This is a genomic window from Thioclava sp. IC9 (assembly GCF_002213225.1).
Taxonomy (GTDB): domain Bacteria; phylum Pseudomonadota; class Alphaproteobacteria; order Rhodobacterales; family Rhodobacteraceae; genus Thioclava; species Thioclava nitratireducens.
The window spans coordinates 660014-683063 of record NZ_NBNX01000001.1 but is presented as its reverse complement, the minus strand read 5'-3'; the positions used below and the strand labels follow the sequence as shown (position 1 = coordinate 683063).

General features: G+C 60.1%; 23 protein-coding genes and 1 pseudogene. 12 read left to right on the top strand and 12 right to left on the bottom strand.

The annotated features are described in order from the left end of the window. The first annotated feature begins 491 nt into the window (after window positions 1-491). From B6V76_RS03040 to B6V76_RS03025, 5 genes and pseudogenes are all read left to right on the top strand, one after another. Window positions 492-2168 carry a hypothetical protein gene (locus B6V76_RS03040; RefSeq protein WP_088726627.1) on the top strand — a complete coding sequence of 559 codons (1677 nt, stop codon included), beginning with the start codon at window positions 492-494 and terminating at the stop codon, window positions 2166-2168. Window positions 2169-2215: 47 nt separating this feature from the next. Beyond that, window positions 2216-2834 (top strand): annotated as a pseudogene (locus B6V76_RS20290) (tryptophan--tRNA ligase); the annotation flags it as partial. Beyond that, window positions 2831-3382, top strand: coding sequence for a hypothetical protein (locus tag B6V76_RS03030; RefSeq protein ID WP_088726626.1), 552 nt, complete (start codon window positions 2831-2833; stop codon window positions 3380-3382). The pseudogene B6V76_RS20290 and the gene B6V76_RS03030, both read left to right, overlap by 4 nt. A gap of 237 nt (window positions 3383-3619) precedes the next feature. Then, window positions 3620-3817, top strand: coding sequence for a type II toxin-antitoxin system PrlF family antitoxin (locus B6V76_RS20285; protein ID WP_346426006.1), 198 nt, complete (start codon window positions 3620-3622; stop codon window positions 3815-3817). A 1-nt stretch (window position 3818) separates the two neighbouring features. After that, a complete protein-coding gene (locus tag B6V76_RS03025) occupies window positions 3819-4028 on the top strand; it encodes a hypothetical protein (RefSeq protein ID WP_088726625.1) in 210 nt (69 codons plus the stop codon). Window positions 4029-4860: 832 nt separating this feature from the next. Here B6V76_RS03025 and B6V76_RS03015 read toward each other — a convergent pair. The 8 genes from B6V76_RS03015 to B6V76_RS02980 all read right to left on the bottom strand — a co-directional run bounded on the left by B6V76_RS03015 (window position 4861) and on the right by B6V76_RS02980 (window position 12659). Next, the gene (locus tag B6V76_RS03015; protein ID WP_078572358.1) at window positions 4861-5562 is read right to left on the bottom strand and encodes a VIT1/CCC1 transporter family protein; all 702 of its coding nucleotides are present in this window, start codon (window positions 5560-5562) and stop codon (window positions 4861-4863) included. Beyond that, window positions 5559-7472: a heavy metal translocating P-type ATPase gene (locus tag B6V76_RS03010; protein WP_088726623.1), complete on the bottom strand. Its 1914-nt coding sequence runs from the start codon at window positions 7470-7472 to the stop codon at window positions 5559-5561. The genes B6V76_RS03015 and B6V76_RS03010 overlap by 4 nt, the downstream gene beginning before the upstream one ends. 5 nt (window positions 7473-7477) lie before the next feature. Further along, window positions 7478-8458: an FAD:protein FMN transferase gene (locus B6V76_RS03005; protein WP_038147442.1), complete on the bottom strand. Its 981-nt coding sequence runs from the start codon at window positions 8456-8458 to the stop codon at window positions 7478-7480. Beyond that, window positions 8439-10646, bottom strand: a complete 2208-nt coding sequence (locus B6V76_RS03000; protein WP_078572356.1) for a PepSY domain-containing protein — start codon at window positions 10644-10646, stop codon at window positions 8439-8441. Before B6V76_RS03000 ends, B6V76_RS03005 begins: the two co-directional genes overlap by 20 nt. 12 nt (window positions 10647-10658) lie before the next feature. Continuing rightward, the gene (locus B6V76_RS02995) at window positions 10659-11129 is read right to left on the bottom strand and encodes a DUF2271 domain-containing protein (protein ID WP_078572355.1); all 471 of its coding nucleotides are present in this window, start codon (window positions 11127-11129) and stop codon (window positions 10659-10661) included. Window positions 11130-11167: 38 nt separating this feature from the next. Then, window positions 11168-11545 (bottom strand): hypothetical protein, encoded by a 378-nt coding sequence (locus B6V76_RS19820; protein WP_088726622.1) that lies wholly within the window; start codon window positions 11543-11545, stop codon window positions 11168-11170. A gap of 171 nt (window positions 11546-11716) precedes the next feature. Next, window positions 11717-12385, bottom strand: coding sequence for a cytochrome b/b6 domain-containing protein (locus B6V76_RS02985; protein WP_078572353.1), 669 nt, complete (start codon window positions 12383-12385; stop codon window positions 11717-11719). Then, a complete protein-coding gene (locus B6V76_RS02980) occupies window positions 12378-12659 on the bottom strand; it encodes a PepSY domain-containing protein (RefSeq protein ID WP_078572352.1) in 282 nt (93 codons plus the stop codon). The genes B6V76_RS02985 and B6V76_RS02980 overlap by 8 nt, the downstream gene beginning before the upstream one ends. A 145-nt stretch (window positions 12660-12804) precedes the next feature. Between B6V76_RS02980 and B6V76_RS02975 the strand changes: the two genes are divergently transcribed. From B6V76_RS02975 to B6V76_RS20245, 3 genes are all read left to right on the top strand, one after another. Beyond that, complete coding sequence (locus B6V76_RS02975) at window positions 12805-13464, top strand: response regulator transcription factor (protein ID WP_078572351.1); 660 nt, start codon at window positions 12805-12807, stop codon at window positions 13462-13464. After that, window positions 13461-14828: an ATP-binding protein gene (locus B6V76_RS02970; RefSeq protein WP_078572350.1), complete on the top strand. Its 1368-nt coding sequence runs from the start codon at window positions 13461-13463 to the stop codon at window positions 14826-14828. Before B6V76_RS02975 ends, B6V76_RS02970 begins: the two co-directional genes overlap by 4 nt. 281 nt (window positions 14829-15109) lie before the next feature. Continuing rightward, window positions 15110-15238, top strand: coding sequence for a hypothetical protein (locus B6V76_RS20245; RefSeq protein ID WP_274840669.1), 129 nt, complete (start codon window positions 15110-15112; stop codon window positions 15236-15238). A 417-nt stretch (window positions 15239-15655) separates the two neighbouring features. Here the strand turns inward: B6V76_RS20245 and B6V76_RS02965 are convergent, their stop codons facing one another. After that, a complete protein-coding gene (locus B6V76_RS02965; protein WP_088726621.1) occupies window positions 15656-16708 on the bottom strand; it encodes a CBASS cGAMP-activated phospholipase in 1053 nt (350 codons plus the stop codon). A 476-nt stretch (window positions 16709-17184) separates the two neighbouring features. Continuing rightward, window positions 17185-18546: a nucleotidyltransferase gene (locus B6V76_RS02960; protein WP_088726620.1), complete on the bottom strand. Its 1362-nt coding sequence runs from the start codon at window positions 18544-18546 to the stop codon at window positions 17185-17187. A gap of 145 nt (window positions 18547-18691) precedes the next feature. Between B6V76_RS02960 and B6V76_RS02955 the strand changes: the two genes are divergently transcribed. Further along, entirely contained in the window at window positions 18692-19027 is a 336-nt protein-coding gene (locus B6V76_RS02955; RefSeq protein WP_088726619.1) for a helix-turn-helix transcriptional regulator, read from the top strand. Then, entirely contained in the window at window positions 19024-19911 is an 888-nt protein-coding gene (locus B6V76_RS02950; protein ID WP_088726618.1) for an ImmA/IrrE family metallo-endopeptidase, read from the top strand. The genes B6V76_RS02955 and B6V76_RS02950 overlap by 4 nt, the downstream gene beginning before the upstream one ends. A gap of 62 nt (window positions 19912-19973) precedes the next feature. Here B6V76_RS02950 and B6V76_RS02945 read toward each other — a convergent pair whose 3' ends face one another. Together B6V76_RS02945 and B6V76_RS02940 are read right to left on the bottom strand one after the other, a co-directional pair. Next, window positions 19974-20246 (bottom strand): hypothetical protein, encoded by a 273-nt coding sequence (locus B6V76_RS02945; protein ID WP_141104871.1) that lies wholly within the window; start codon window positions 20244-20246, stop codon window positions 19974-19976. A gap of 123 nt (window positions 20247-20369) precedes the next feature. Then, window positions 20370-20678 (bottom strand): hypothetical protein, encoded by a 309-nt coding sequence (locus B6V76_RS02940; protein WP_088726616.1) that lies wholly within the window; start codon window positions 20676-20678, stop codon window positions 20370-20372. Between the two features lie 580 nt (window positions 20679-21258). Between B6V76_RS02940 and B6V76_RS02930 the strand changes: the two genes are divergently transcribed. Both B6V76_RS02930 and B6V76_RS02925 read left to right on the top strand, forming a co-directional pair. Beyond that, window positions 21259-21561: a helix-turn-helix domain-containing protein gene (locus tag B6V76_RS02930; protein WP_088726614.1), complete on the top strand. Its 303-nt coding sequence runs from the start codon at window positions 21259-21261 to the stop codon at window positions 21559-21561. Between the two features lie 59 nt (window positions 21562-21620). Next, on the top strand, window positions 21621-22901 hold the full coding sequence (locus B6V76_RS02925) for a hypothetical protein (protein WP_088726613.1): 1281 nt from the start codon (window positions 21621-21623) through the stop codon (window positions 22899-22901). Window positions 22902-23050 lie beyond the last annotated feature (149 nt).

Below are 23050 nucleotides of genomic sequence, written 5' to 3'. Positions count from 1 at the left end.
TATCTGATCGGGACAGGCGTAGGTTTGTTGATCGCGATCTTTGGCGTCTTGCCTCTGATCTGTGAACATGCATGCAAATTTGACCCTGTTGCGGGGTAATCGGCATCCAAAAATGCCCCCATTTACACTGACGCGGATGCTGCACCGAGGTCACCGGGGAGCACCGTGTGGGACGTCGGTCGTGACTGGATGAAAGACCCGCGTTAGGTCATTTGAAGTATTCCTTGTAAGCGTCTGACCTGGAAACGGGTCCCAGAGCCTTGCTTCGCTCAGTGTTTTGGCCAGATTTTTTGGTGTTGGGGGTCAAGGGGGAAGGTGTGCAGCACATAACTCCCCTTGCTTGCATGAGACTGTCAGAAGAGCGGAGCGCGGGCGCGTAGAGCTCTGACAGAGACATAGTAAGTATGTGACTGTCAGAAACAGTCAGAAAAAGTGTAGCGAGACTCACGAGCGAACCCGACTTCCCTCTTACCAAAAGAAGGAATTTCAGCATGTCGGATTTCGACTACAAAGAGCGTCTCAAGACACTCACGCACGCAGAGAAACTGCGGGCGGACGGGAAGTACCCGGCTGTTCTTCGCTTCGCGAGCATGCATCCCAGCGACGTATCCAAAATGATCGCACATGCAGAGCGCCAAGCTGGGGAAGAAGAGCATGTCGACAAAGCCAGATCACATCTCAATCGCAAGCTCCGCGGCAATCCGAAAACAATCGCAGAAGAAGTCATGTCGTTCTATCGAGCGGCAAGAAAGAAGAACCTCGCGTCGAATCTCGCGGGTCTCAAAAAGTCGCGCCCGAAAGACTATCGCACAGCGAAATTGGCCGGCGAGCAGGAGCCGTGGTCAGCTCAGAAAAAAAGTCGCGGGCCGCTTCGCGAAGGAATCCTCACCGTGCATCGCGACGCTTTCAGAGCTGATGAAGATTGTCCGTCAGAGCGCCGCCTCGAGTTCATCGATGACGCCGGAGAAGTCATGATATGGGATATGCGGAAAGCAGACAAATTCATTGCGGCTGGCCGCGAGTTTCTCGAGAAAAATTTCGGCGACATGATGCAATACATGCGCGTCGACCTCGACGAACAGAGCGTGCATTTTCACTTCTTGCTTCTTGACTATGTGGACGAGAAACCCTCCGTCCGCTTCGCTGATGGACGGACACTTTTGCGCACATCGCATCACACGTTCATCGGCGGCGACGGAAAGGCAAAGGGTTACGAACTCGCGCAAGACGCTGTAGGAGAATGGTTCGAGCAAGAGCGGTTCGCTGAGCTGAACATCGTTCGCGGCGAGCGTCGTGCAGCGAAGCGTCGCGAGTATGCGAAAGAGCTCGACGAGGTCTTCAAAGAAGTATCAGAAGACGGACGCGATGACGGCATTTCTGGCTCGAAAATCGGACTGGCTATGCGTGAGTTGAAGCGTCGTATCGCAGCCGCTGCAGATGAGAAAGGTGGCATCAATCGGATCCGCCTCGACCCGGCGCAGTTGCTTGCGCTCGAGCTGCTCGAGCATGCAGGTTTGCTCGAGCCAGGCAAGCGTCATGAAGCGACAACGCGGCGCGCCCGGGCTGTACTTCTCAAGACGTTTGAAGAGCAGCATGGAACTGTTCATGACATCCTCCAGAACGCTGAGAAATACGTCGAGTCGGCCGTCGGGAAGGCACGTGCGGCAAGCGAGCAAGAGCGGGCGACACGAGACAAAATTCGCTCTGAGAAAGAGAACTTTAATGCCGCTCTGTCTAAGAAGAAAGAGCGCACGCGCGAGTTCTTCATGCGCGCTGAGAAAGAGCATGCAGAGAAGCTTGCTGGAGAGCGTCAGGCAGTCAAGAAGGAGCGTGACGATCTCGACAACGAGCGCGAAGAATTCGAAGCAGAGCGCGCCGAGTTCCGCCGTGCGAAAGCTCGTATCGACAAGCGCGAACGCGACATGAATGATCTCTGGAAGGCGATCAGGAGGTTCGCTACAAAGTGTGGCTTTTTTGATGAAGCGACGAAGCAGGAGGCAGAAACACTGCGCGGAATCGCGACAGGGCTTGGTCTCATGTTCGAAGCGTTCGAAGACATGCCGTTCGATCCGTCAATTGACCAGCTCGGATATTCTCTCGAAGACAGTCGCAAGGCAACGAAAAGAGTGCGCGTTAATGCGCCTCGCAGCCCTGTGCGACAACGCTGAATGAAATCATGTAGGGAGAAATTCGGCGTTGGGCGCAAATCGTGTTGATCCGCTATCCCGCAGCGCAAGCGGCGGACATCACGGCGTTCAAGGCCACCGTCGTTCCGGTCGGAGAAGATCAGGCGCCGCTTATCGAGCAGACCAATGAGATCGCGCGTCGGATCAACGCCGTCGCGGGGCGCAATGTCTTGCCCGAGGCGAGGGCGATCATCCCGCGCTCCGGGCGTCTCCCTGGCGTTGATGGGAGGGCCAAGATGTCGAAGTCTGGTGGCAATGCGATCCCGCTCTCGGCGACACCCGATCAGATCTCGGCCGCGGTGCGCGCGATGTTTACCGATCCGGCACATCTGCGTGTCGAAGACCCCCGGTCGCGTCGAGGGAAATGTCGTCTTCACCTATCTCGACGCCTTCGATGTGGATACCCAGACCCTTGAGGAGCTCAAGGCGCGGTATCGGCATGGCGGGCTTGGGGATGGTCAGATCAAGAGGCGCCTCGACGACATCCTTCAAGCGCTTGTCGCTCCGATTCGGGAACGGCCCGCGGAGTTTGCCCAAGAACCGGATTTTGTGCTCGACGTGATCCGGGCGGGCACGGAACGCGCGCAAGTGGTTACAGAAGCGACGAAAAAGGAGGTGGTCGAGGGTCTCGGCCTGTTTGCTCTATGACAACTATCGATCATTTCACGCGCATCCGTTTCCTCGACTTCGAGGCATGTTCCGTGAGTGCCGCATCCTGGCCTATCGAGATCGGGGTCTCACGTCTCCTGTTCGAAGAAGAGGGCGTCAGTGTTGCTACCTGGGACAGCGCGATCCGACCGCATACAAGTTGGCCGATTTCCGAATGGTCGGAGAAGAGTGCGAAGGTCCACAACATCCCTTTCAATGAGCTTCTTGATGGCCCCGACGCGATCGACGTCGCGGAAAAGGCATTTGAAGAGCTCCGGGGGGGCGTGGTTCTGTCCGATGCGCCGCCTTATGAGACACTATGGCTGGATCGTTTGCTTGCGCTCATTGGGCGCGAGGGAGAGATCTTCATCGACGACTTTCATGCGGCGTCGTTCAGCTCGTTTTCCGGGCGTGTGCTTGATGATCTCTATGAGTTTCTGGAGCGCCATCGCGCGCCGCACCGGGCGGGGCGCGATAGCGCACGCTTGGCTCGGTCTTGGATGCGGGCATTGGCAAGTGACGCTCAAGGGACGCTTGGCAATATGTAGGGCGACGGCGATACTCCGCGTTGTCGTAAGCGCGTGCCAGGAAGTTTGCCCGCGACCCAGAGGCGAATACTGTTTCTTCGAGGTAAGCGATAACTGGCTACGGAGTTGCCATGAGAAAGGGCATTCGCGACGGCAACAATCGGATCAATCTGATCAGAGTCCGGTTTTGGTCGACAGATCACGGCAGCTGAAGCCGTGCGCAAGAGACCAGATTGATTGGCGCATTGAAGCGAAGGTCTGCAAACTGGCAATGGGGGCGGTGCTTTTGCGGCGGATGCAGATTTACTCTCGGCGCTCGATTTCCTTGAGGCTGACATAGAAGCATATCCGCCGGCGTTTCGGGTATTCGACCAAGCTTTGTATGATCGAATTGAAGCTTTGGTCTCAGAAGTCGATGTCGATCTCGACAAGCCGCTGTCATTGGAGGACGACTGACATGAGCAAGAAAGACAAAGAACGCACTGCCGGTTCGGAGGATACGTCATCCAAGGAAGGGCGGTTTGCCCTCGACCAGTTTTCTGAGGCCATGTCGAAGCCCGGCCCGGAAGAGGAAACGTTTTTCGCGCGCCGACGTGAACGTGGCTTAGGAGTGGGTCTCTCCGAAGACGGTGAGATCATCTATGCTCGATCTCTTCGCGAAAGGTAGTTCTTCTGGCGGGAAAAGATGACCGGGTAACTTGGACTGTGGGCAGTTAAGTCCCGGCCTGATTTGCTTCGACCAAAAGCTCAGGTCACTTCAGCTTTCCGGGCAGTTCTTTGTTCCCATCTACGATCTTGGTGGCTTCACCGAGCGTTTTGACGCTGACCTATGTGTGTGAATGGCGGATCGATAAGCCGCGACATGGTCCTGCGCGGGCATTTCGCCGGTCAGCGCTTCGCACGCCTGAACATCTTCGAGCGACAACTCGGACAGGGTTGTAATCTGGTCCTGTGTCAGGTTCGCGGCGTCGCGCAGAGCTCGAAGCTTCATCGCAAGATGGATCTTATCTCGAAATTCGGCTTCGCGCTCAGCTATCTCTGGGCACGCCTCAAGGATGGCGTCTCGGAAACTCTTCATTCGCCAATCATACCATGGCTTGAGCGTTTTCGGGAGCATTAGCTTTGTGAAGATGCGGCTGAGTGATGTTCGCTCCCTGGAGCGAACGGCCCAAACCAGCCATGGCCGCTGTCGTCAATCGCTGCGCTGCAGCTTCACCAGACCGGACTTTCACTGCAGATGCATGATCTCGGTGCCATCGACCTCACAGCTTGCAGCAAAGCCTGCCGTTCGGCCAACGGCCGTGAAGGTCTGCTTCCCACCCGTTAGCAGACTTTAGGAGGCGCTTGTACACAAAAACGCACACTGGACGCCGTAACACCTTGATAGCGAATCAAAATCGCTCCTTGGGTTTAATTCAAGACCGACGCGATTGCCGAACGGAGTGGCCGAACCCGGGGGGCTGACATCCAACGTCTACACCCTCTGCTGCCATCATTTCCTACCCGACAGTCACACCAAAGATTGTGCCGACTGCCGCTGTCGCGGCCATCGCGAGGGCGCCCCAGAGCGTGACCCTGGCGGCCCCTCGCGCGACGCCAGCGCCGCCCGCCGAGGCGCCCAGTCCACCGAGAACCGCGAGGCCAATGATCGTCGATGCTGCCACCAAGAGCGCGATCAACGTTTCCGGCACGAGCAGCACCACGATCAGTGGAAGCACCGCGCCGACGGCAAAAGTCAGCGCCGAAACCAATGCCGCCTGGACCGGGCGGGCCGTCACGGTCTCGGAAATGCCCAGCTCGTCGCGCGCATGCGACCCAAGCGCGTCTCGCTCGGTCAGTTGAACCGCGACCTTCTCGGCCAGATCCCGATCAAGACCTCGATCGACATAGATCAGGGTTAGTTCCTCAAGCTCAGCCTCCGGTGTTTCCTCAAGTTCGCGCGTTTCGCGCGCAAGGTCGGCTTGCTCGGCGTCGGTCTGGGAACTGACTGACACGTACTCGCCTGCAGCCATCGACATCGCACCGGCCACGAGCCCGGCCAACCCCGCGATCAGGACCTCGGGCTTTTCGGACCCCGCTGCGGCGACGCCGACGATAAGGCTCGCGGTCGAGACGAGACCGTCATTGGCCCCAAGTACGGCCGCCCGCAGCCAGCCGATGCGGTGCACCATGTGGATTTCGGAATGCGAGAGACGGCTCATGGCGTGGCTCCTTGAACAATGTCGGCCTGCCCTGACGTTGCGGGCTGTGGTTTGGCCATAGCAGGCTCATGCGGCACAATGCGCAGCGCCCGCAGGGCGTTGAGGATCACGGCGACGTCTATCACCTCCTGTAGAAGCGCTCCCTGCACAGGGGTGAGGTAGCCGAAGGCGGCGGCAATCATGCCAAGAACCGAAAGGCCGATCCCGGCGACAACACTTTCGACGGCGATCCGCCGGGACGCGCGGGCGATCTCGATGCCGGGCCCAAGCCGGTCGATCCGGTCGACAAGCAGCACCACGTCAGCGGCCTCGGCGGAGGCAGCGGCGCCCCGAGCACCCATGGCCACACCGACATCGGCTGCCGCGAGTGCCGGCGCGTCGTTCACGCCGTCGCCCACCATCATGACGGGTCCGTGCTTGCGCTCTGTGAGAACAAGGAGAACTTTCTGATCCGGCGTCAGCCCGGCGCGCAGACCGTCGAGACCCAGCCCCTCGGTCACGCGCTCGGCCACATCTGCGCGGTCGCCTGTGGCCAACAGTATACGCCCGATACCCTCGCGGCGCAGACCTTCCAGCATGACGCCCGCGCCCTCGCGCAATGGGTCGGACATCACCAGATGCCCGACCATGTGTCCATCGACCGCTACGGCGACAAGGACCGATCCGGCGCTCTTGGCGGTGGCGGGGTGATCGCCCGTCATCCGCCCAACCCGGGACGCCACGAAACCGTCGCCGCCGACGATCACGCTGCGGCCCTCGACATGGCCCACGACCCCTTCCCCCGGAAACTCGGCAACCTCGGACGGCACGGGCAGCGTTAAGCCCTGCGCCTTCGCGGCGGCGACGACGGCCTGTGCCACTGGGTGCTTGGAGGCCTGATCGAGGGATGCCGCAAAGAGCAGGATGTCGTCCTCGTCCATGCCATCCGCACTATTTATCGACACGATCTTCGGGCGGCCATCCGTCAGCGTTCCGGTTTTGTCGAGGATGAGCGTGCGGATCCGCGCCATCGTTTCGAGTGGCCCCGCGCCCTTGATCAGCACGCCGAAATGCGCGGCTCGCGACAGGCCCGCGACCAGCGCCACAGGAACGGCGAGGATCAGCGGACAGGGCGTCGCCACGACCAGAACGGCGACGGCCCGGATGGGGTCGCCGGTGAACCACCAGGCAGCGAAGGCTATGGTCACGGTGACGGCCAGGAATCCCAGAGACCATCGGTCGGCCAGCCGTGACATCGGTGCCTTGGACGCCTGCGCCTCCTCGACCAGTCTGACGATTCCGGCATAGGTGCTGTCCTTGGCCTCGCGGGTCGCCGTGACGTCGAAAGCCTCGCCTGCATTGGTAGAGCCGCTCATGGCCTCGGCCCCGCGTGCAAGCCGCACCGGTAGCGACTCGCCGGTCAGCGCCGAAGTATCGACAAAGGCCGCGTCAGAGGCCACCGTGCCGTCCACCGGCACCACGTCGCCCTGACGGATCAGCAGCCGATCGCCGGGAGCGATTTCCTCAAGCGGTATATCTTCGAGGCCGCCATTGCGATGCCGTGTCGCTGTCCGCGGAACTCGGGACAACAGGTCGTGCATCTCGTGCCGGGCGCGGCCTTCTGCGAAGCTTTCGAGGAAGGTGCCACCGGAATACATCACCGCGACGACCGCCGCGGCGAGAGTCTCACCGAAGACGAGCGCGGCAGTCATCGACAGCGCTGCGACGATATCGAGGCCCACCTCGCCGCGTCCAATGCTGCGCAGGATCTCGACTGTGAGCGCGGCAAGGGCTGGAACAACCCCGGCGAACCAGACGATGTTCGCGATGTCGCGCCTGCCAGCGAAATAGAATGCAAGACCCGCGATCAGACCAATCACGGCCAGAAGCAGAATTGCGGTCTTGAAGCGATCGGTGCGGGTCTGGTCCATTCGGCTTATCTCCCCTCTGCTGGGGTCATCGCCGCTGGCTCTTCGGAAAAAAGTCGTCCGACTCCTACGCCCCTCGCGCTCCCTGCATCATCGCGCAGGAGGAACAGGGCGTCAAGCCCTTGTTTTCTTGCGAGTTTCGCTCCTTTGTCGAGACCGAGCACCATAAGCACCGTTGCCCAGGCATCGGCCTCGGCACAGCTGCGGGCAACGACGGTGACGGAGGCAGGCGACGCGATCAGCGGCGCGCCGCGTCTCGGATCCATTGTGTGCGAGAGACGGCGACCCTGCACCTCGACCCAGTGGCGGTAGTCGCCCGAGGTCGCGACGGCCGCGTCCTGCAGCGCGAGGATTGAATGCGGCCTTCGGCGCTCGGAGTCCGGCGCCTCGACCGCGATGGTCCAGGCCTCGCCGTCTGGCCGCACACCCATCGCCCGCATCTCGCCGTCAATCCCTATGAGTCCGGCGGAAATCCCATGATCGCGCAGGGTCTCGGCCAGGCGGTCGACGCCATAACCCTTGGCGATACCGTTGAGGTCGAGCGCGACGGGCGCGGTCTTGCGAACGTGGTCGCCGTCGAACTCCAGGACTTCATGCGCCGGGCAACGAGGGTTTTTCATCGCTGCGCGGATGCCATCCGGCGTGACGTCTCCTGGCCCGAAGCCCCAAGCTTTAACCGCGTCGCCCATGCCGATATCGAAGGCCCCGCCGGAGGCGCGCCCGATCTCCAGGCCGAGGCGTATCACCTCGCGCAATCGCGCGGGAACAGCGATCCATTCGCCGACCGGCGCCGCATTGAGCCGCATCAGGTGGCTATCGGGTTTCCAGGTGGACATCTGTGCGTCCACCTCATCGACAGCCGCCTGAAGCGCCACGCGGACCGTGGCCGGGTCGAAGTCCGGTTCCGCGAAGAACAGCGTGGACCAGCGTGTGCCCATGGTCGGTCCGTTCAGCGCGACCTTCACCAGCTCAGTAGACATCTTCGACATACCGCCCCTCCGCCTTCAGGACTGCCGGCGTGAGCCCGGCCGGCGCGAGGATCTCGGCCAGCGTATCGGCCACGCCCGCCGCCATTTCACGACCGCCGCAGACCATCACGCGCGCCCCGTCACGGATCAGTCTGGTGACCTGGGCCGCGTCGTCCCGCAACGCGTCCTGCACGTAGTGCGGATGCTCCACCCGCGAGACCGCCATGACCAGACGCACCAGGCGTTCCTCATCCTGCCAGGCGGGCAGTTCCTCGCCGTAGAAGAAATCGCTTTTGGGATGCCGCATCCCGAAGAAGAGGTGGATGGGCCTGCGGCGCGTGTTGCCGCGCACAAAACCCGCGAGCGGCCCGATGCCGGTCCCCGCGCCGATCAGGATCAGCGGTGCCCGGCTCGGCCCCGGACGGAAGCCAGGGTTGCGGCGGAGGAAGGCGGTGACCGTATCGCCCGGCTCCAGGGCCGTGAGCTGACCCGAGCAGAGACCGCCGGGGTGCTTTTTCACGACGATCTCGATGAAGCCGTCGCAGCGCGCGGAGGCGAGCGAATAGAGCCGCGGGACGGCGCTTCCTTCCGGCAGGACGCCGATCAGGTCACCGGCCTCGAACCGCGCGAAGCCCGCCCCGACCAGCCGCTGCCAGAGCGTGACGCGCGGAAGCGCGAAGCGGAGGATCGCGGTCGGGGCCTGCACCTCGGCGCCGTAGTCGCGGCGCGAGACGAGGGTCAACGTTTCAGTTTTCGGCAAGACGGGCTGGTGCGACAGCTCGAGGTCGATCCTGAGAGCGTCGCCCAGTGCGCGGCCCCAGCGGGCGAAATCCTGCGGCGATTGGCGGTCGACGGTTTCGAGCGGAAGAAGCTCGGGCCAGCCCTTCGCCTGCGCCGCTGCTGCGACGTCCTTGGCGAAGGCGCAAAAGGCTGGAAAGCTGCGGTCGCCGAAGCCAAGCACCGCAATGGGCATGTCTGGCACCCGATCGAACGCGTTCAGCCGATCGAGAAAGCCCTTCGCTGAGGCGGGCGCCGCCCCGTCGCCGTAAGTCGCGGCGAGCAGGATGATCCGCTCGGCCCTCGTGTAGCGCTCTGGCGCAAAGCCCGACATCGGGCCGACATGGACGCTCTGCCCGGCTTGCGTCAGCGCGGCATGAAGCGTCGCGGCAAAGCCCCAGGTGCTTCCCCCCTCGCTGCCGACGAGCAGGATCGTCCCGGCGCGGCCTGCGGGCTGGTTGCCCCGGATGCGCGGCCGCGCGCGCCGCCCGGCGAGCCAGATCAGGACGCCGGTAGCGCCCATCGCGGGCACGCCGAGCGCCATGAGCCCGAGCACGAGACCGAGCACCGCCGCACCCTGTCCGGTGTGCAGCATGTAGATCGTCTCGGAGACGCGCTCCCATCCGGTCAGGTCGGCCCAGGCCAGGAGGGCACCGTCGCCCTGATCGAGATATCCGGTGCCCCGGTCGGTCTTGAGCGTGAAGACATCCGTGGTGTCCCCGGGATAGGGAAAGCTCAGCTCGCGCAGGTCTGCGACTGGTATTTCGCTCAGACCGGCAAGGCGGTCGAGCGCAACGCCCGTCTCATTGCTCACCTCGGCCGGAAAGGCCGGCGGGGCTCCGCCATCGGGAAGCAGGTCGAAGGTCGACGCCGTCATCCACAAAGCCGTAGTCGAGGAAAGCAGAAGGCCAACCACGGCGATCCGGGCGATTTCGACGTGAAGACGACCAGCGAGCGGTCCGCGCAGAGGCGCAAACCAGTGCCGCCATCCGCCCGTCCGGCGCGCGACCAGTGCCGCTCCGGAAAGGGAGAGGACCAGCATCGCGGCCGCCCCTGCAGCCATGGCGATGCGCCCGCCGTCGCCCAGAAACAACGAGCGATGCAGGTTGGTAATCCAGCGTTCAACTTGATTGGGATCAGCCGAGGCCACGCCCTCACCCGTGGCGGGGTCGATCACGGCGGCGCCCGGCGTGCCTTGATCGAACCAGTAGGCGGTGATCTGTCCCGATGGCGACCGGCGGATCTGCTCGACGCCCGGATAGACCAACTGGATGCGATCCGCGAGAGTGGCGACCGTCAGTTCGGTCTCTGCCTGTGGCGCGGCAAGCCGCTCGGCCGCAGGAAAGACAGACAGCGCCGCGCCACTCAAGCTGAGGATGGTGACGAGCACGAGGGCCAGCAGACCCGGCCAGCGATGGAGTGCACGGATCATGGCCCTCACTCCTCACATGTCGTAGGCGAAGCTGGCGACGTAGCGGCGCCCGGGCACAGAAGTCCCCGCACCGTCGGTCGTGAGTGGCACCGCCACCTCGTTCGGACTGTCGCGCATATCCTCGACGGCTGCGTCGATGTGAAGCGTGTACCCCGCATCGAACAGCGCATCGGCGAGGTCGAGAGTGATCTCCAGCGTGCGGCCCGCGCCAATGCTGGCGCCGGTGATGCCGTTCACTTGCGCGGTGTCGCCACCCGTGGCGCGGTACCAGTCGGTCAGATGCTCGTAGTATTTGGACTTGCCGCCAGCCATCCAGAGACTGCCGACATAGGCTCCAGAGGTATCTGTGACGTAGAGCGCAAGATAGGCGCCGTCGCCGCCGTAATTATTGAGCGTTGCGGTCAGTGTCACCGGCCGCGCCATGGCGAGGCTGGGGAGCGTTAGCGCGGTGGTGAGAGCGAGCGTTGCGAGAAGCGATTTCATCGGATGTATCCTTATTCGGAGAGGGGCTGCGGAGTGGTTCAGTTCACCTGAACCTGCGGCGGGGCACCGTTCCCGAAAAGGCCGTTCTTCGGCGGTGCGACGGTGCCCGCGGGCGCGGGATTGCGGGCGCCACCGCGACAGTCATCATCGTCATCGTCATCATCGTCATCGTCATCGTCGTCGCAGTCGTCGTCATCATCGTCGCCATAGCGGCTCCGCGAGCCGTTACGGTAGCGGTCATCGTCATCGTCGTCGTCGCTTGCAAGAATGAGCGGCATCGCTTGCGCGCGCTCTTCGAAGAACGCAGTGAACGGCCGAAGGCCGCCGTCGGGCGCCTGCATCGCGCTCCAGGCAGGGACGCCGATCGCTGTCGTCAACGCGGTTGTGGCGGCGAGAAATGTCAGGGTCTTTTTCATGGCAGGGTCTCCTTTCGTCTGCTGAGGACAATCTGGAGAGCCGACCTGAGGGTTTCCTGACAGCGCGGCAGTTTCCGCTTCAGCTTGCTGTCAGGAAAGAAAAAGACCCCGCCGATCAGGGCGGGGCCAGGTTCGGCCGATGGGACGATCGACCTTGGGGGACTCCTCCGGTCAGGCGATGTCGCCCGGCTCGGGCGCACGTTTGGTACCGGTGACCATGGACCGCGCAAGGTTTTCGCGATGCCGGAACGAGGTCAGAACCACGCCGCCTATATGTACCGCGATCAGCAGAAGCATCAGGTTGGCAAGGGTTTCGTGCACCTCCCCCACTGCGCTTTCACCGCCTTCACCATATTCTGAGCGTTCGTCGCCATCCTCGTCGGCCCAGGCTGTCGCCACGATCTGCGGAACATCGGGCAGCATCGCCATGCGGGTCTCATCCTCCATCAGCCACCCCGTGAAAGCGGTTCCCGACAGGGCGATCAGCAGTGCTACGACCATCACAGCACCTGCGGGATTGTGGCCCAGATAGCGGCGCTCACGACCACCTACCATGTCGCTGAGATACCGGACTGTCGCCGACGGCCCTTTAAGAAACTGGGAAAAGCGGGCATAGCGGCTTCCGACAAATCCCCAGATCAGACGGAAGGCCACCAGCCCGGCAACGACGTATCCCGCCACCTCATGGACCGTCGAGAGCTCTTCGGCGCTCAGGTATGCCACCACGAAGGCCACCACGAGCCCCCAGTGGAAAATCCGCACCAGCGGGTCCCAGACGCGGACCGGACCATCGGCATCATGTCTTCCGGCCTCGCCTTCGGTCGCATAGGTTTCAGTCATCGTCGTCATCCTCGTACTCGAATTCAATGATTTGCAGATTCGACGGGTGCACCGTCACCTCGATCCGGCGGCCCTCGGCGTCGCGGCCGTCAATTTCATAGCAGCCGTCGTCGATCTTGATGCGCCGCACGGTCCAGCCGTTCTCTTCGGCCAGTCGAGTGACGGCATCGCGCGGTTGCCAATCGGCCATCGGCACAAAGCAATCATCGTCCGCCAGTGCGGAGCCGGCCGGGAACACCGCGAGAAAGCCGAGAATTGTCAATGTCTTCTTCATAGGCCAAACTCCTCATGGGGCGCGTCTCGTTGCAAGGTATGCGCCACGAAGCTGACAGCAGGCTGAAGAAGTTCATCCGCGCGCGTAAGCTTTGCGTCAGCCGTAGCCGCCAAAAGAAGGTTAGGGACAAAAGGAAAGAACAAATATGCGCATCCTGCTGATCGAGGACGACACGGTTCTGGGAGCCGCAGTGCGCGACCAGATTGCCGCCGATGGCCAATCGGTGGACTGGGTCACGCGCCTCGATACGGCCGGCGATGCGGTGAGGGTCACGTCCTATGACCTGATGCTCCTGGATCTGATGCTTCCGGATGGCCGGGGCATCGGGTTCCTCAAAGGCCTGCGCGCGCGGGGAGATGTGACCCCGGTCATCATCCTGACCGCGCTCGACCAGGTCTCGGATCGGATCGAAGGGCTGAACGTGGGCGCCGACGATTACCTCGTGAAGCCCTTCGACCTTGCCGAGCTGTCTGCCCGGATCGGCTCTGTCGCCCGGCGTTACAGCGGCAACCCGAATCCCATCCTCACCCATGGGTCATTGGACATCGACCTTGCTGCACGCAGTGTTCACCGCGACGGCAAGCCCGTTGCGCTGACGGCCCGCGAATGGGCGCTGTTCGACGCCTTCCTCGCCCGGCCCGGTCAGCTGCTGTCAAAGGCGCAACTGGAGGAGAGGCTCTACGCCTTTGACGCCGAGGTGGAGAGCAACACGATCGAGGTCCATGTCAGCCGCCTGCGCAAAAAGCTCGGGAGCGAGGTCATTGAGACCGAGCGCGGCATGGGCTACCGCCTGGGCAAACCATGAGGTGGCCCGCGAGCCTCATGGCGCGGCTGGCCCTGTCGGTCGGCCTTGTGCTGACGGTACTTTGGCTGCTCGCTGCGAGCGTCACCGGCGTGATTGTCCGGGGCGAGATGGACGAAGTCTTCGACAGTGCCCTGCGCGAGACCGCTGAGCGGATCCTGCCGCTGGCCGTGACCGACATTGTCGGACGGGAAGATGAGGGGGTAACGCAACGGCTCGCCCCGATCCGGGAACACGACGAGTTCTTTACGTATCTCGTCCGCGATGCCGAAGGGCGCGTCCTGCTGCAATCCCATGCGGCGGACCCCGCTGTGTTTCCGCCCTATGACGGGCCGGGGTTTCGGCAGACCGCCACCCATCGCCTCTACGGTGACGCAGCGCTTCAAGGGACGATCCGCATCACTGTGGCCGAACCGCTGGCACATCGTGCGTCGACCGCGCGTGAAATCCAGATGGGCCTTAGTCTGCCGCTGCTGATCGTCCTGCCGGTCGCCTTGACTGCGATCATCCTTGCTGTCCGTTTCAGCCTCGACCCGTTGCGCCGGTTCCGGGTGCGGCTGGAGTCGCGCGGCGCGCGCGACCTTTCAGAGGTTCCCGCTGACGATCTGCCAAGGGAGATCGGGCCACTGGCCGACACGCTGAACAGCCTGCTGGGCAGGTTGCGCGATGCGTTCGAGGCCGAGCGCAGCTTTGCTGCGAATGCCGCGCACGAGCTTCGAACGCCGCTCGCGGGTGCCATTGCGCAGGCGCAGCGGCTCCGCTCGGAGACGCGCGACCCGGCCATTGACGCCCGGGCGGCCGATATCGAGGCGTCCCTAAAGCGGCTGACGCGGCTTTCCGAACGGCTCATGCAACTTGCGCGGGCCGAAGGCGGGCGCCTTCGGATGGACCAAAGCGCGGATCTTCGCTCCGTCGTGCGGATTGTGGTGGACGATATCGGACGCGCGGGCACGCCGGGCCGCATCGTGCTGACACTGCCGGAAACGGCCGTCATGTCGGACATTGACCCCGACGCCTTCGCCATCCTCTGCCGGAATCTCCTGGAAAATGCCCTTCGCCATGGCGAGGAAAATGCTCCGGTTGACATGACGCTGACGGCGGAGGGGCGGCTTGTCGTCGCGAATGATGGTCCTGTTCTCTCCCGTGACACCCTTGACCGCCTCACCGCCCGTTTTGAGCGTGCAAGTGCAAGCACCGACGGCAGTGGGCTGGGCCTCGCCATCGTCGCCGCCATCGCGAACCGGATCGGTAGTCCGCTCAGCTTGGCATCTCCGCGTCCGGGCAGGTCTTCCGGTTTCGAGGCCTCCATCAAGCTACCGGCAGCCCCCGCCGGAGACCTCGCGCAAGGCATGATGCAAAGGGAGTGACAATTCGAGGAGCATCAGCACCTTCGCGCTTGCTGGCATGTTACCGCATAATCGCTCACCATCAGTACGATCGCCGAGCCATGCAGCAACGAGGCCGGTGCTTTGGCCACCCAAGCCCCAGAACCGCTTAATCAAAAGACTTTCCGCCGCCCACGCAACACAATGCCGATTTGCGCGATCGAAGCATCTACACAAACTGCCCTTCGACGTCCGTCGAAATACTGAATACTCGCTTAAATCGACACTATCCATCACGAGTTAGATGCAAAGATCGTTTTCGCATGACCGCTTCCACCGGCTTTCAGACGTCGGTTCAAATCGCCGCATTGGTCAATCCAGGCTCCGGTCAGCCTTGCGACCGCGCAGAAAAATTCGCGGTGCAACGCAATCTGAATGTCAGCTCTCAATGAAGCTGCCGCGTCGCATCGCGGTTGCAGCGAACTTCCGGAATCCGCCCTTTTTGTCGCGCCGCGATCAGTAACTGCCGATCGAGCCTCGGACAGAGTGCGTGCAAAGCGGGCGGTCGTCCTTGGGCTAAGCATATCTGTTGCTCGGGAACCGAAACTGGGCCTGAAACCCTTCAAAAAAGAGAGACCAGAAGCCGAGAATCTCTCGCGTTCGCCTTTTAGGCCCAAACCGCGGAAACGAAGCCTTATGGGCGTTTCACGAAAACTTATGGGCAACGCGAAACATTATGCGCTGCCCTACACCTGGCTTCCAGGCCAAAAGTAGCAATTGTTAGACGGCGAGGGGGTGGCACCAGCTCCCCCTCGCCTAACGCAGCTATAGGCAGTAAAATGATGCCAAAATCTACGCCGCGAGTACTACTATTTCCGCTCGCCATGATAGAAAGTCGCTTGAAGCCGCTTAGCATCGAAAAACGCTTCAAGGTGTTCAGCGTTTTCTTCAACTAACCTCTTCGCTTGCGCTGGCAGCTCACTACTCGCCCGCACAAAATCATCTAAGCCGATTGGTTCGAGAGTTGGAGCGGATGTCAGGCGAAGCATGCGGTCTCGCCCGATCAAAAGTCCGGCCTGTCCGAGGGCGTTCTGGCTTTGCAGGTGCATCGCGCTCTCGATGATTGTTCTCCAGTGGAACATGCCGCCGCACCTAATCTGACCGTCAGTCATACGAAGATCTTGATCGCCACAGCCAAGGCTCAGGATTTCGATTTTGTGTCTGTCGATGTTGAAACAGCTCATGGCATCTACCAGCGCCACCATGACGGGGTTGTTCGCCCAAACACCGCCATCGGCAAAGAGCCGGGTGCCGCTCCGGTAGGTCGAGAAGAATGTCGGCGCGGCTGACGTCGCCAATGCTACCGTGACCAGTTCTTCCTGCCAGTCGAGGCGGAAGTCAGGGTGGTGCGGGGTCTTGAGGACGTTGACCTCGTTGAACCCATCGAAGGCGGGAATGTTCAAACGCACATTGACCGAGCCCAGTGTCCTGTTGCCAAAGCGATCTCGAAGCGCTCGTTCCAAGGGGTCGCGGTTGTATCGATAAACGGCGAGATCACGGGCAAACTGGTAAGTGGATCGCATCGCGCGACCAAATCGAGTTGGGGGAGTCCAAGGCCTGGGAAATATTTCCGACCCGTGACGCATATAGATTTCCAGAACCTCCTCGGCGCGCATCCCTGCTGCCATGCCGAGCGCGATTATTCCTCCGGTTGAAGTGCCTGCGATCATGTCGAAGTAGCTGGCTGCCGAACCGCCCTTCAAGAAACGACGCTCGCATTCCGCCAGGACCGCCGCAGGCAGAATGCCTTTTATGCCGCCGCCATCAATGGACAGTATGCGAAGATCATCTGCGGGCCATTCGAGTTGATCTCGACGGTGAAAGATGGTGCCCTGTGAGCGACGGGATTGAGGTTGTGCCATGAAATCTCTCCATAAGTACCGCCAACCTGGATCGCCCGCCTGACTGACTTCTGATGTGTTTGCCGGTCCCAAACCATCTTCCCGAAGCGAGCCAGCTTTCGTAGCAGCTCAGCCAGTTGGACGCCCAGGGAATGGTTGTATTGCTGATAAGGTCATCTGGCGACCACTGATCCGCTTCGTCGTCGAAGAGGCAAAGGAAAGGCCCCGTACGCTCTGTTCGCGGATGTGACACGTAAACATGCGGTAGGGACCCTTCTTCGTTTCCGAAACGTCTTTGCAATGTCGGTTCAAGAACCTCAACCAGTGGCTGCAGGTACAGGTTTGATCTGCCTTCGAGCAGTAGGGGTTCCGTATATTCTACCCGCAGCCGGTACGTCGTTCTGTGTGGCTGCAGATGCCCCTCCCACACACAAGTTCGCTGGCTCAGCCGGTCGCATGACCATTCGGGATAGACATCGGCCATGTCTGCAATCTGCTCACCAACAGTTATCATCACGTACAGTGCCCCCCATGTTCGTATTCGCGCGTGCAGGCCTCACGAGGCCTGGTGCGGATGCGATCCCAGCACCCAGAGTTGGAGCAGCCAGGGACGAAAGTGGTGCCGCAGGTTTCAATAGTCCGCTCGGTGTCATGCCGAGCGCCCCATGTTCGAGTTGGACAGTCTGCGCGCGATGATAGGCCTGCAGAGCGGTCTCGCCGGCCTTTTCGCCGAACAAATCGTCGAACGTCGATTGGATAACCGCAGGATCGAAGCCAACCCGCTTCAGGTTTTCGAGGCGCTCGATGAGAGTGAGCAAGTCCGCCGCCCAAAGTTGCTGATCGCTCCTTTGAGCCGGCCACCGATCGGTAAAGAGGTCGGGGTAGTGTGCCGGATTGCGAACTTCCAACAACCGCAGGTTCTGTTCGGCATTGCGGATTTGCCAGCGCATCCGCTTTGCAATCGCTATCACCTCATCGACCAGGCTATCGTTTGCAGGGCCGGCATCGATTGCAATCGCTGCGATAATGACGGCCGGGGGTTTGCGTTTGCCACGGTGATCGTCGTGCTTGCGATAGCGTTTGTCGCGGAACCTCTTGATCAGCTGCAGGGCAACCACGCGAGGCGATTTCTGGTCGAGCGGGACATGCACCGGCATCGGTTGGGTATCTGCCTTTTGCAACGCCAGACCAGACGTCTCATTTGAAAGCCGCGTGGCCAATTCGGTGTAGGTTTCGCCATCGACGAGGTAACGACGCGCATCGAAGCGCTTCTGAAACGCCTCGCTGATCTCGACGCGAGCATTGAAGTGATCGGCAAACCCCTTCGGATTGATCTCCTTGTGGTACCGCTCGTCCTTCTCAGGCTTGTAGTGAAACAGGGTCGCCACGCGTTCTGGTGCCCCATCGATGCGAACGACCGGCATCAGATCGACCGTGACGCCGTCCGGGTAGGTAACCGTGACACAGCGACTGTTTTTCTCAATTAGGTAGTCGTAGTACCTGCTGCCTTCTTTGCCCCTGATCGCCTTGTACAATTGTTCAAGCACCCATGCCGGGTCGGTGCCAGGAGCGATCGCAATCTCGAGAACGGCGTCAACGTCGTGCTGGTCGGTCTTCAGGCGTGACCGAGTCGCGGCGTGGATTGCAAAGCTGCCAGAAGGGTAGATCTCAAGGACCAAATCTTCGAGAGGACTGCCAGGGCGGTCGACATGCTGAGCGAGCCCGCGAAAATGGCGGTCAGCTTCGTCGTGCATAGTGCGGGTGATCTGGATGGCACGTGCAACGTCCATCAGCGCAGCTTCTACAGGGTCGATCTCCAGGCTGCGGGCGAAATCTTCGAGGTTCGTCCTGATATTCATCTTCTTCTGCCCCCTCAGGCTTGACGGATTCGCTGATCCGTCTTACAGTTTGTGACGTTTCCGTAGGACGGAAAGCGAAAAAAGAAGCCGCGAGCAAGCGGCAGAAATCCTACGATAACGTCATACTAACACATGCGGGAGCGTCATGTCAAATTCTACGGATTCGAGTGGTGGGTTCGGTGACAGGTTACGTCAAGCCAGAGAGGCGCGAGGGATTAACCAAACGGAACTTGCGGCGAAGACTGGGTTACAGCCATCAGCAATCGGCCATTTCGAGAAGGAGCGGCGCAAGCCTTCGTTTGCAAACATTAGGGCGCTCGCGAAGGCATTGAGTGTTACGTCAGACTACTTGCTCGGCAGGACAAATGAGATGGCCGGGGCAACAACGGCCTTTCGTGGTGAAGAGAACTTGTCAGATGATGACCGAGAGCACATCCAAATGATGATCGATCTCATGAACCAAAGAAAGTCGGGTCGTTGAGCAAGTTCCGAATTCATATGGCGCGGCGCCAAGGTGAACTCAAAGCAAAAGAAAAAGGCTACGATGCCTTCCCAGTTGATCCGTTTGCGATTGCGGAGACCGAAGACATTTTTGTCGAGCCAAAGGATCCCGGCCGGGTTGGCGTGAGCGGCGGGATCATCTTCCATGATGAGAGCGTCGGCATCTTCTATGCGACCGATATCAAGAGCGAAGGGTTTCGCAGGTTCACCGTGGCTCACGAACTTGGCCACTATTTTCTTGAGGGGCATCCCGAGGAAATTCTGAAGACTGCTCCAATCCACATGTCCAGGGCCGGGTTTTCACAAGGGACGAGTTCGATAGAACTTGAGGCGGATCATTTTGCGTCTGGGCTGCTGATGCCGTCGAGACTCGTTGGCGAGGTCATCGGGGGAAGCCGTGTCGGTCTGGATGGGATCGTTGCGCTAAGCCAGCTCGCAAAGTGCTCACTTACGGCCTCTGCTATCAGAGCTGCCGAATGTTGCGACTATCCGATGGCGGTCGTCGTCAGTTCCGGCGACAAAATCGCATATGCTTTCTTGTCGGAAAGCTTCAAGAAACTCGATAAGCTCACGTTCCTCAAGAAGGGTACTCCGCTGCCGAGAACGCATACCCTGCGTTTCAACGCTGATATGCAGAACATTCGGTCTGCGCGCTCGATATGTGGACAAACCAGTCTTGCTGAATGGTTCTCTTGCAGGCGACGGCTTGCGTTGGATGAAGAAATCATCGGTCTCGGCGCGTACGGCTTCACCCTCACCATCCTTTCCAGTGAAGAACTTGCCGACGACCCTTATGACGAGGCTTACGAAGAAGAACAATCTCTGCAAGAGAGCTGGACTCCAAGGTTTGCCTACGGGAGATAGCGGCGTGCGCCTGGCCGCACTCATCGCCGTCAGAGTACTCTTCGATAGCCCTTCGACGGGCATCATTTTAGACCCGCTTCGCGCATGAGAGTCTCAATCGGCTCAATGAGCTCTTCCACCATTCCTCGACAAACCTCGTGAGACTCGTCAGCGGTAAGCTCCTCAATTAGGACGATTTTCTCACGAATGTCGCGCATCAAGCTTGCGCTCGCCGCGGAGGCAAGCGCGCTGGAGATTCCGGGTTTGTAAAGTGCTTCGCACACGTAGTCGTCGAGGCTATCTGTCCGCGCGATGACCGCCTCGATCCTGCGGCGCATATGATTTGATACCTGCATGTTCTTCCCCTGGTAAGTGTGAGGCGGATTCCCGTCACCCTTTAATTGGATACATTTTTAGGACGTGGCATATACAAAAACGGCTGACGAATTTGATCAGAAAAATTGCGATGCAACTGAAAATCAAAAACTTTTTGCCAGTTCTTGCATCCGCTTCGACGGGCCGATCAGCTTGACTTGGTGACGGCCTCCGCCGTTCATGCGCGCCATTTTGGCCGACGAAACGGTGCCGGTGCGGAGTTCGCACTCATCCTTCGCTCGCGCAGCAACTTTTTCCGCTGCTCGCTGCTCGAAGGAGAACTTGTCGCTTTCTTCTTGCGCCTGCGCGCGTTCCGGAAACCGATCGACCAGATCGCCCTGGCTCGCCTTCTCTGTGCGGCCGGCTGCGACCTCGTTGGCGAGCACATAATCGTCGTTTTCATTCGTGTGCATGAACTGGTCCCATTTTGCTGGGGCTCGTAGCCCCGACATTTCATAATGTCCCTTGTCAGTCGGTTCGGAACGCGACGACCTGATCGAGAACGGAGGGTCTGGCTTGTGCGAATTTCATTCTATGCCGCAGTTTAGCCATGCAGCAAGCAGCGTTTCTCGAAGGTAACGGCTTTGATCTGCTTTAGGCAGTTTAGGATTACTTCGTCCCTTAGGTGATATGCATCGGCCAGCGCGAGGTTGTGCGCTGTGATGGATGTAGTGCTCAATCTCTTCCCCGACCGCCTGTTCCAGAGCGCCAAGTAGTTGGTAGCTCTCATTCGAGATGCGGTTTTCATTTTCTGACGGCACCGCGCTCTGCGCAGGTTGATTGAAACCGCCAGGCTGGACGGGCGGTACGAGAAGTGTGGTCTGACATTGTTCGCTGAAGTGGGGAGCACTTCTTGTCGAATGGGGCAGTGCCTGTATTTGATCGTCAGGAAATGGATGTGATGCATTTTAGCAACTCAATGTGAGAAGGCGACCGGAGCGATAGAGTCGCGAAATCCGGATCGAACCACCTCTTGAAAAAGAGGATTTATCAATGTCGTTTCAGTCGAAACAAACAGACTTTATGCTGCCTTCTCGCGAAGTCATGACTGAGTCAGAAGCCGCAGATTTTCTACGGATTGGACTGACGAAAATCCGCGCGATGCGACGTATGAAGCAGATCCCGCACATTCCTGGGAAACCCGTCGTTTACATGCGCGCGTCACTGATAAGCTGGCTCTCGGGGCGCGAAGTAAAGCCTGTCGCCATGGATGAACAACAGGAACAAAAAAACCTTCGTCAAGCGCCGCGGCATGGCTATGATAAAGCAGCTATCAGGGCCTTACTTATCACTTGACGCATCAGCGTGCATCTGTACCCGTGCTGGAATATTGAAAGCAACGGATTAAGGTGCAAATGAAGACAATTGAACGTCTCGGCCCATTTTCGATCGCGCAAAATCGGAACACAATTCACCTTCGCTGGACTAACCGGAACACCGGAAAGCAAGAATCCCAGAGCTTCGGCCGCGATTTCGAGCGGGCGCGAGAAGAGGCGATACGGCGACTTGCGGCGATGGCATCTCCAGATGATGTCGCTGAGAGACCGTCTGATCCGACGTTTGAAGAGCTCTGGTTCTTCTATCGTCGAGAGAAGAAGAAGACGCTTTCAGCTGGAAGGGCAAGGCGTCTCGACGAACTCTACAAGCTCTACTTCAAATCATCGCTTGCGCAGGTTCCTGCATCGAAGCTTTCTCCAGCGATCCGCGCGATGTCAGAGCGAATGCTGGACGGTTGGATCGGAGACGACCGCGACACAAGCCGCGGCGGTCGGCATCTGCCGCTGAGCCCGAACACTATTGAAGACATCGTCAACATCGCTCGCGCGGCACTGAATTTCCTTCTCGAAGAACAGATCGTTTCTGGGCCGTCTCCGATCGCTCCGATCAGGATCCCAGGTCGAACGGCGCCGATCGACCGCGATCCGAAGGGCAGGCACGTTTCATTTGAAGAGATCGGTGCTCTCATCGATGCATGCGAATTTCCGCATCATCTGCACATGCTTCTGCTCGATCTCGGGTGCGCCGCAAGAAGTGGCGGGTTCATCGATATGACTGCCGAGCAAATCCTATGGGATTTCGATGCGCTTGATATGCTTCCTATCGGTATGAAGCAGACGATGAAGTACCGCCCGATCGTGCCTGTAACTGGTCCGATGAGATGGGCCGTCGCCGAAGCTGCGTCGACCGCGGGTCGTGATCGCAAGTTGATCCATTTCCGCGCTCAGGGGCTGACCGGGCGAAACGGCACTCAGATCATCCATCGGATAGCGAAACGTGCCCTCGGATCCCAGGCTGACAAAGTGAACTGGTATTCGATCAGACACACACTGATCGACTTTCTCGAAATGCGAGTGCCGGCAAGATCACTGTCTGCGCTGGCCGGTCATGTAGCAGCACTCGACACGCGAGAGCGCCGACAGCTTCGTCAGAGCGACGGTAGCGAAACGACGCGCATCTATCTCAGAGCGAAGCTCGAGCACCTTGATCCGATCCGGCGGACGTTGGAAATCGAGTGGTGGCCGGAGATACAGAAGCATTGCAAGACCGACCTCAAGCTCGGAGGTTCTGCATCTGAACAGGCCTGGTTAGATGCAAAACAGATGCATAATCCGCGTAAATATTTGATAAGTAAATAGTCATAGCCACGTCCACGACGTCGCGATCACCCGGGAGAGTCCGAACTACCGGATCGGGTAAGTATCTGATTACATGTCTTTAATCGATCCTGCGGGCCGCGCGCTATGCGCGCGGCCTGAAGGTGAACAGGATATGAACTACCCAGAAC

Coding starts and splice junctions, on each gene's coding strand:
- B6V76_RS03040 (WP_088726627.1), top strand. CDS start 492: ATGTCGGATTTCGACTACAAAGAGCGTCTCAAGACACTCACGCACGCA.
- B6V76_RS03030 (WP_088726626.1), top strand. CDS start 2,831: ATGACAACTATCGATCATTTCACGCGCATCCGTTTCCTCGACTTCGAG.
- B6V76_RS03025 (WP_088726625.1), top strand. CDS start 3,819: ATGAGCAAGAAAGACAAAGAACGCACTGCCGGTTCGGAGGATACGTCA.
- B6V76_RS03015 (WP_078572358.1), bottom strand. CDS start 5,562: ATGAGCCGTCTCTCGCATTCCGAAATCCACATGGTGCACCGCATCGGC.
- B6V76_RS03010 (WP_088726623.1), bottom strand. CDS start 7,472: ATGGACCAGACCCGCACCGATCGCTTCAAGACCGCAATTCTGCTTCTG.
- B6V76_RS03005 (WP_038147442.1), bottom strand. CDS start 8,458: ATGTCGAAGATGTCTACTGAGCTGGTGAAGGTCGCGCTGAACGGACCG.
- B6V76_RS03000 (WP_078572356.1), bottom strand. CDS start 10,646: ATGATCCGTGCACTCCATCGCTGGCCGGGTCTGCTGGCCCTCGTGCTC.
- B6V76_RS02995 (WP_078572355.1), bottom strand. CDS start 11,129: ATGAAATCGCTTCTCGCAACGCTCGCTCTCACCACCGCGCTAACGCTC.
- B6V76_RS19820 (WP_088726622.1), bottom strand. CDS start 11,545: ATGAAAAAGACCCTGACATTTCTCGCCGCCACAACCGCGTTGACGACA.
- B6V76_RS02985 (WP_078572353.1), bottom strand. CDS start 12,385: ATGACTGAAACCTATGCGACCGAAGGCGAGGCCGGAAGACATGATGCC.
- B6V76_RS02980 (WP_078572352.1), bottom strand. CDS start 12,659: ATGAAGAAGACATTGACAATTCTCGGCTTTCTCGCGGTGTTCCCGGCC.
- B6V76_RS02975 (WP_078572351.1), top strand. CDS start 12,805: ATGCGCATCCTGCTGATCGAGGACGACACGGTTCTGGGAGCCGCAGTG.
- B6V76_RS02970 (WP_078572350.1), top strand. CDS start 13,461: ATGAGGTGGCCCGCGAGCCTCATGGCGCGGCTGGCCCTGTCGGTCGGC.
- B6V76_RS20245 (WP_274840669.1), top strand. CDS start 15,110: ATGACCGCTTCCACCGGCTTTCAGACGTCGGTTCAAATCGCCGCATTG.
- B6V76_RS02965 (WP_088726621.1), bottom strand. CDS start 16,708: ATGGCACAACCTCAATCCCGTCGCTCACAGGGCACCATCTTTCACCGT.
- B6V76_RS02960 (WP_088726620.1), bottom strand. CDS start 18,546: ATGAATATCAGGACGAACCTCGAAGATTTCGCCCGCAGCCTGGAGATC.
- B6V76_RS02955 (WP_088726619.1), top strand. CDS start 18,692: ATGTCAAATTCTACGGATTCGAGTGGTGGGTTCGGTGACAGGTTACGT.
- B6V76_RS02945 (WP_141104871.1), bottom strand. CDS start 20,246: ATGCAGGTATCAAATCATATGCGCCGCAGGATCGAGGCGGTCATCGCG.
- B6V76_RS02940 (WP_088726616.1), bottom strand. CDS start 20,678: ATGCACACGAATGAAAACGACGATTATGTGCTCGCCAACGAGGTCGCA.
- B6V76_RS02930 (WP_088726614.1), top strand. CDS start 21,259: ATGTCGTTTCAGTCGAAACAAACAGACTTTATGCTGCCTTCTCGCGAA.
- B6V76_RS02925 (WP_088726613.1), top strand. CDS start 21,621: ATGAAGACAATTGAACGTCTCGGCCCATTTTCGATCGCGCAAAATCGG.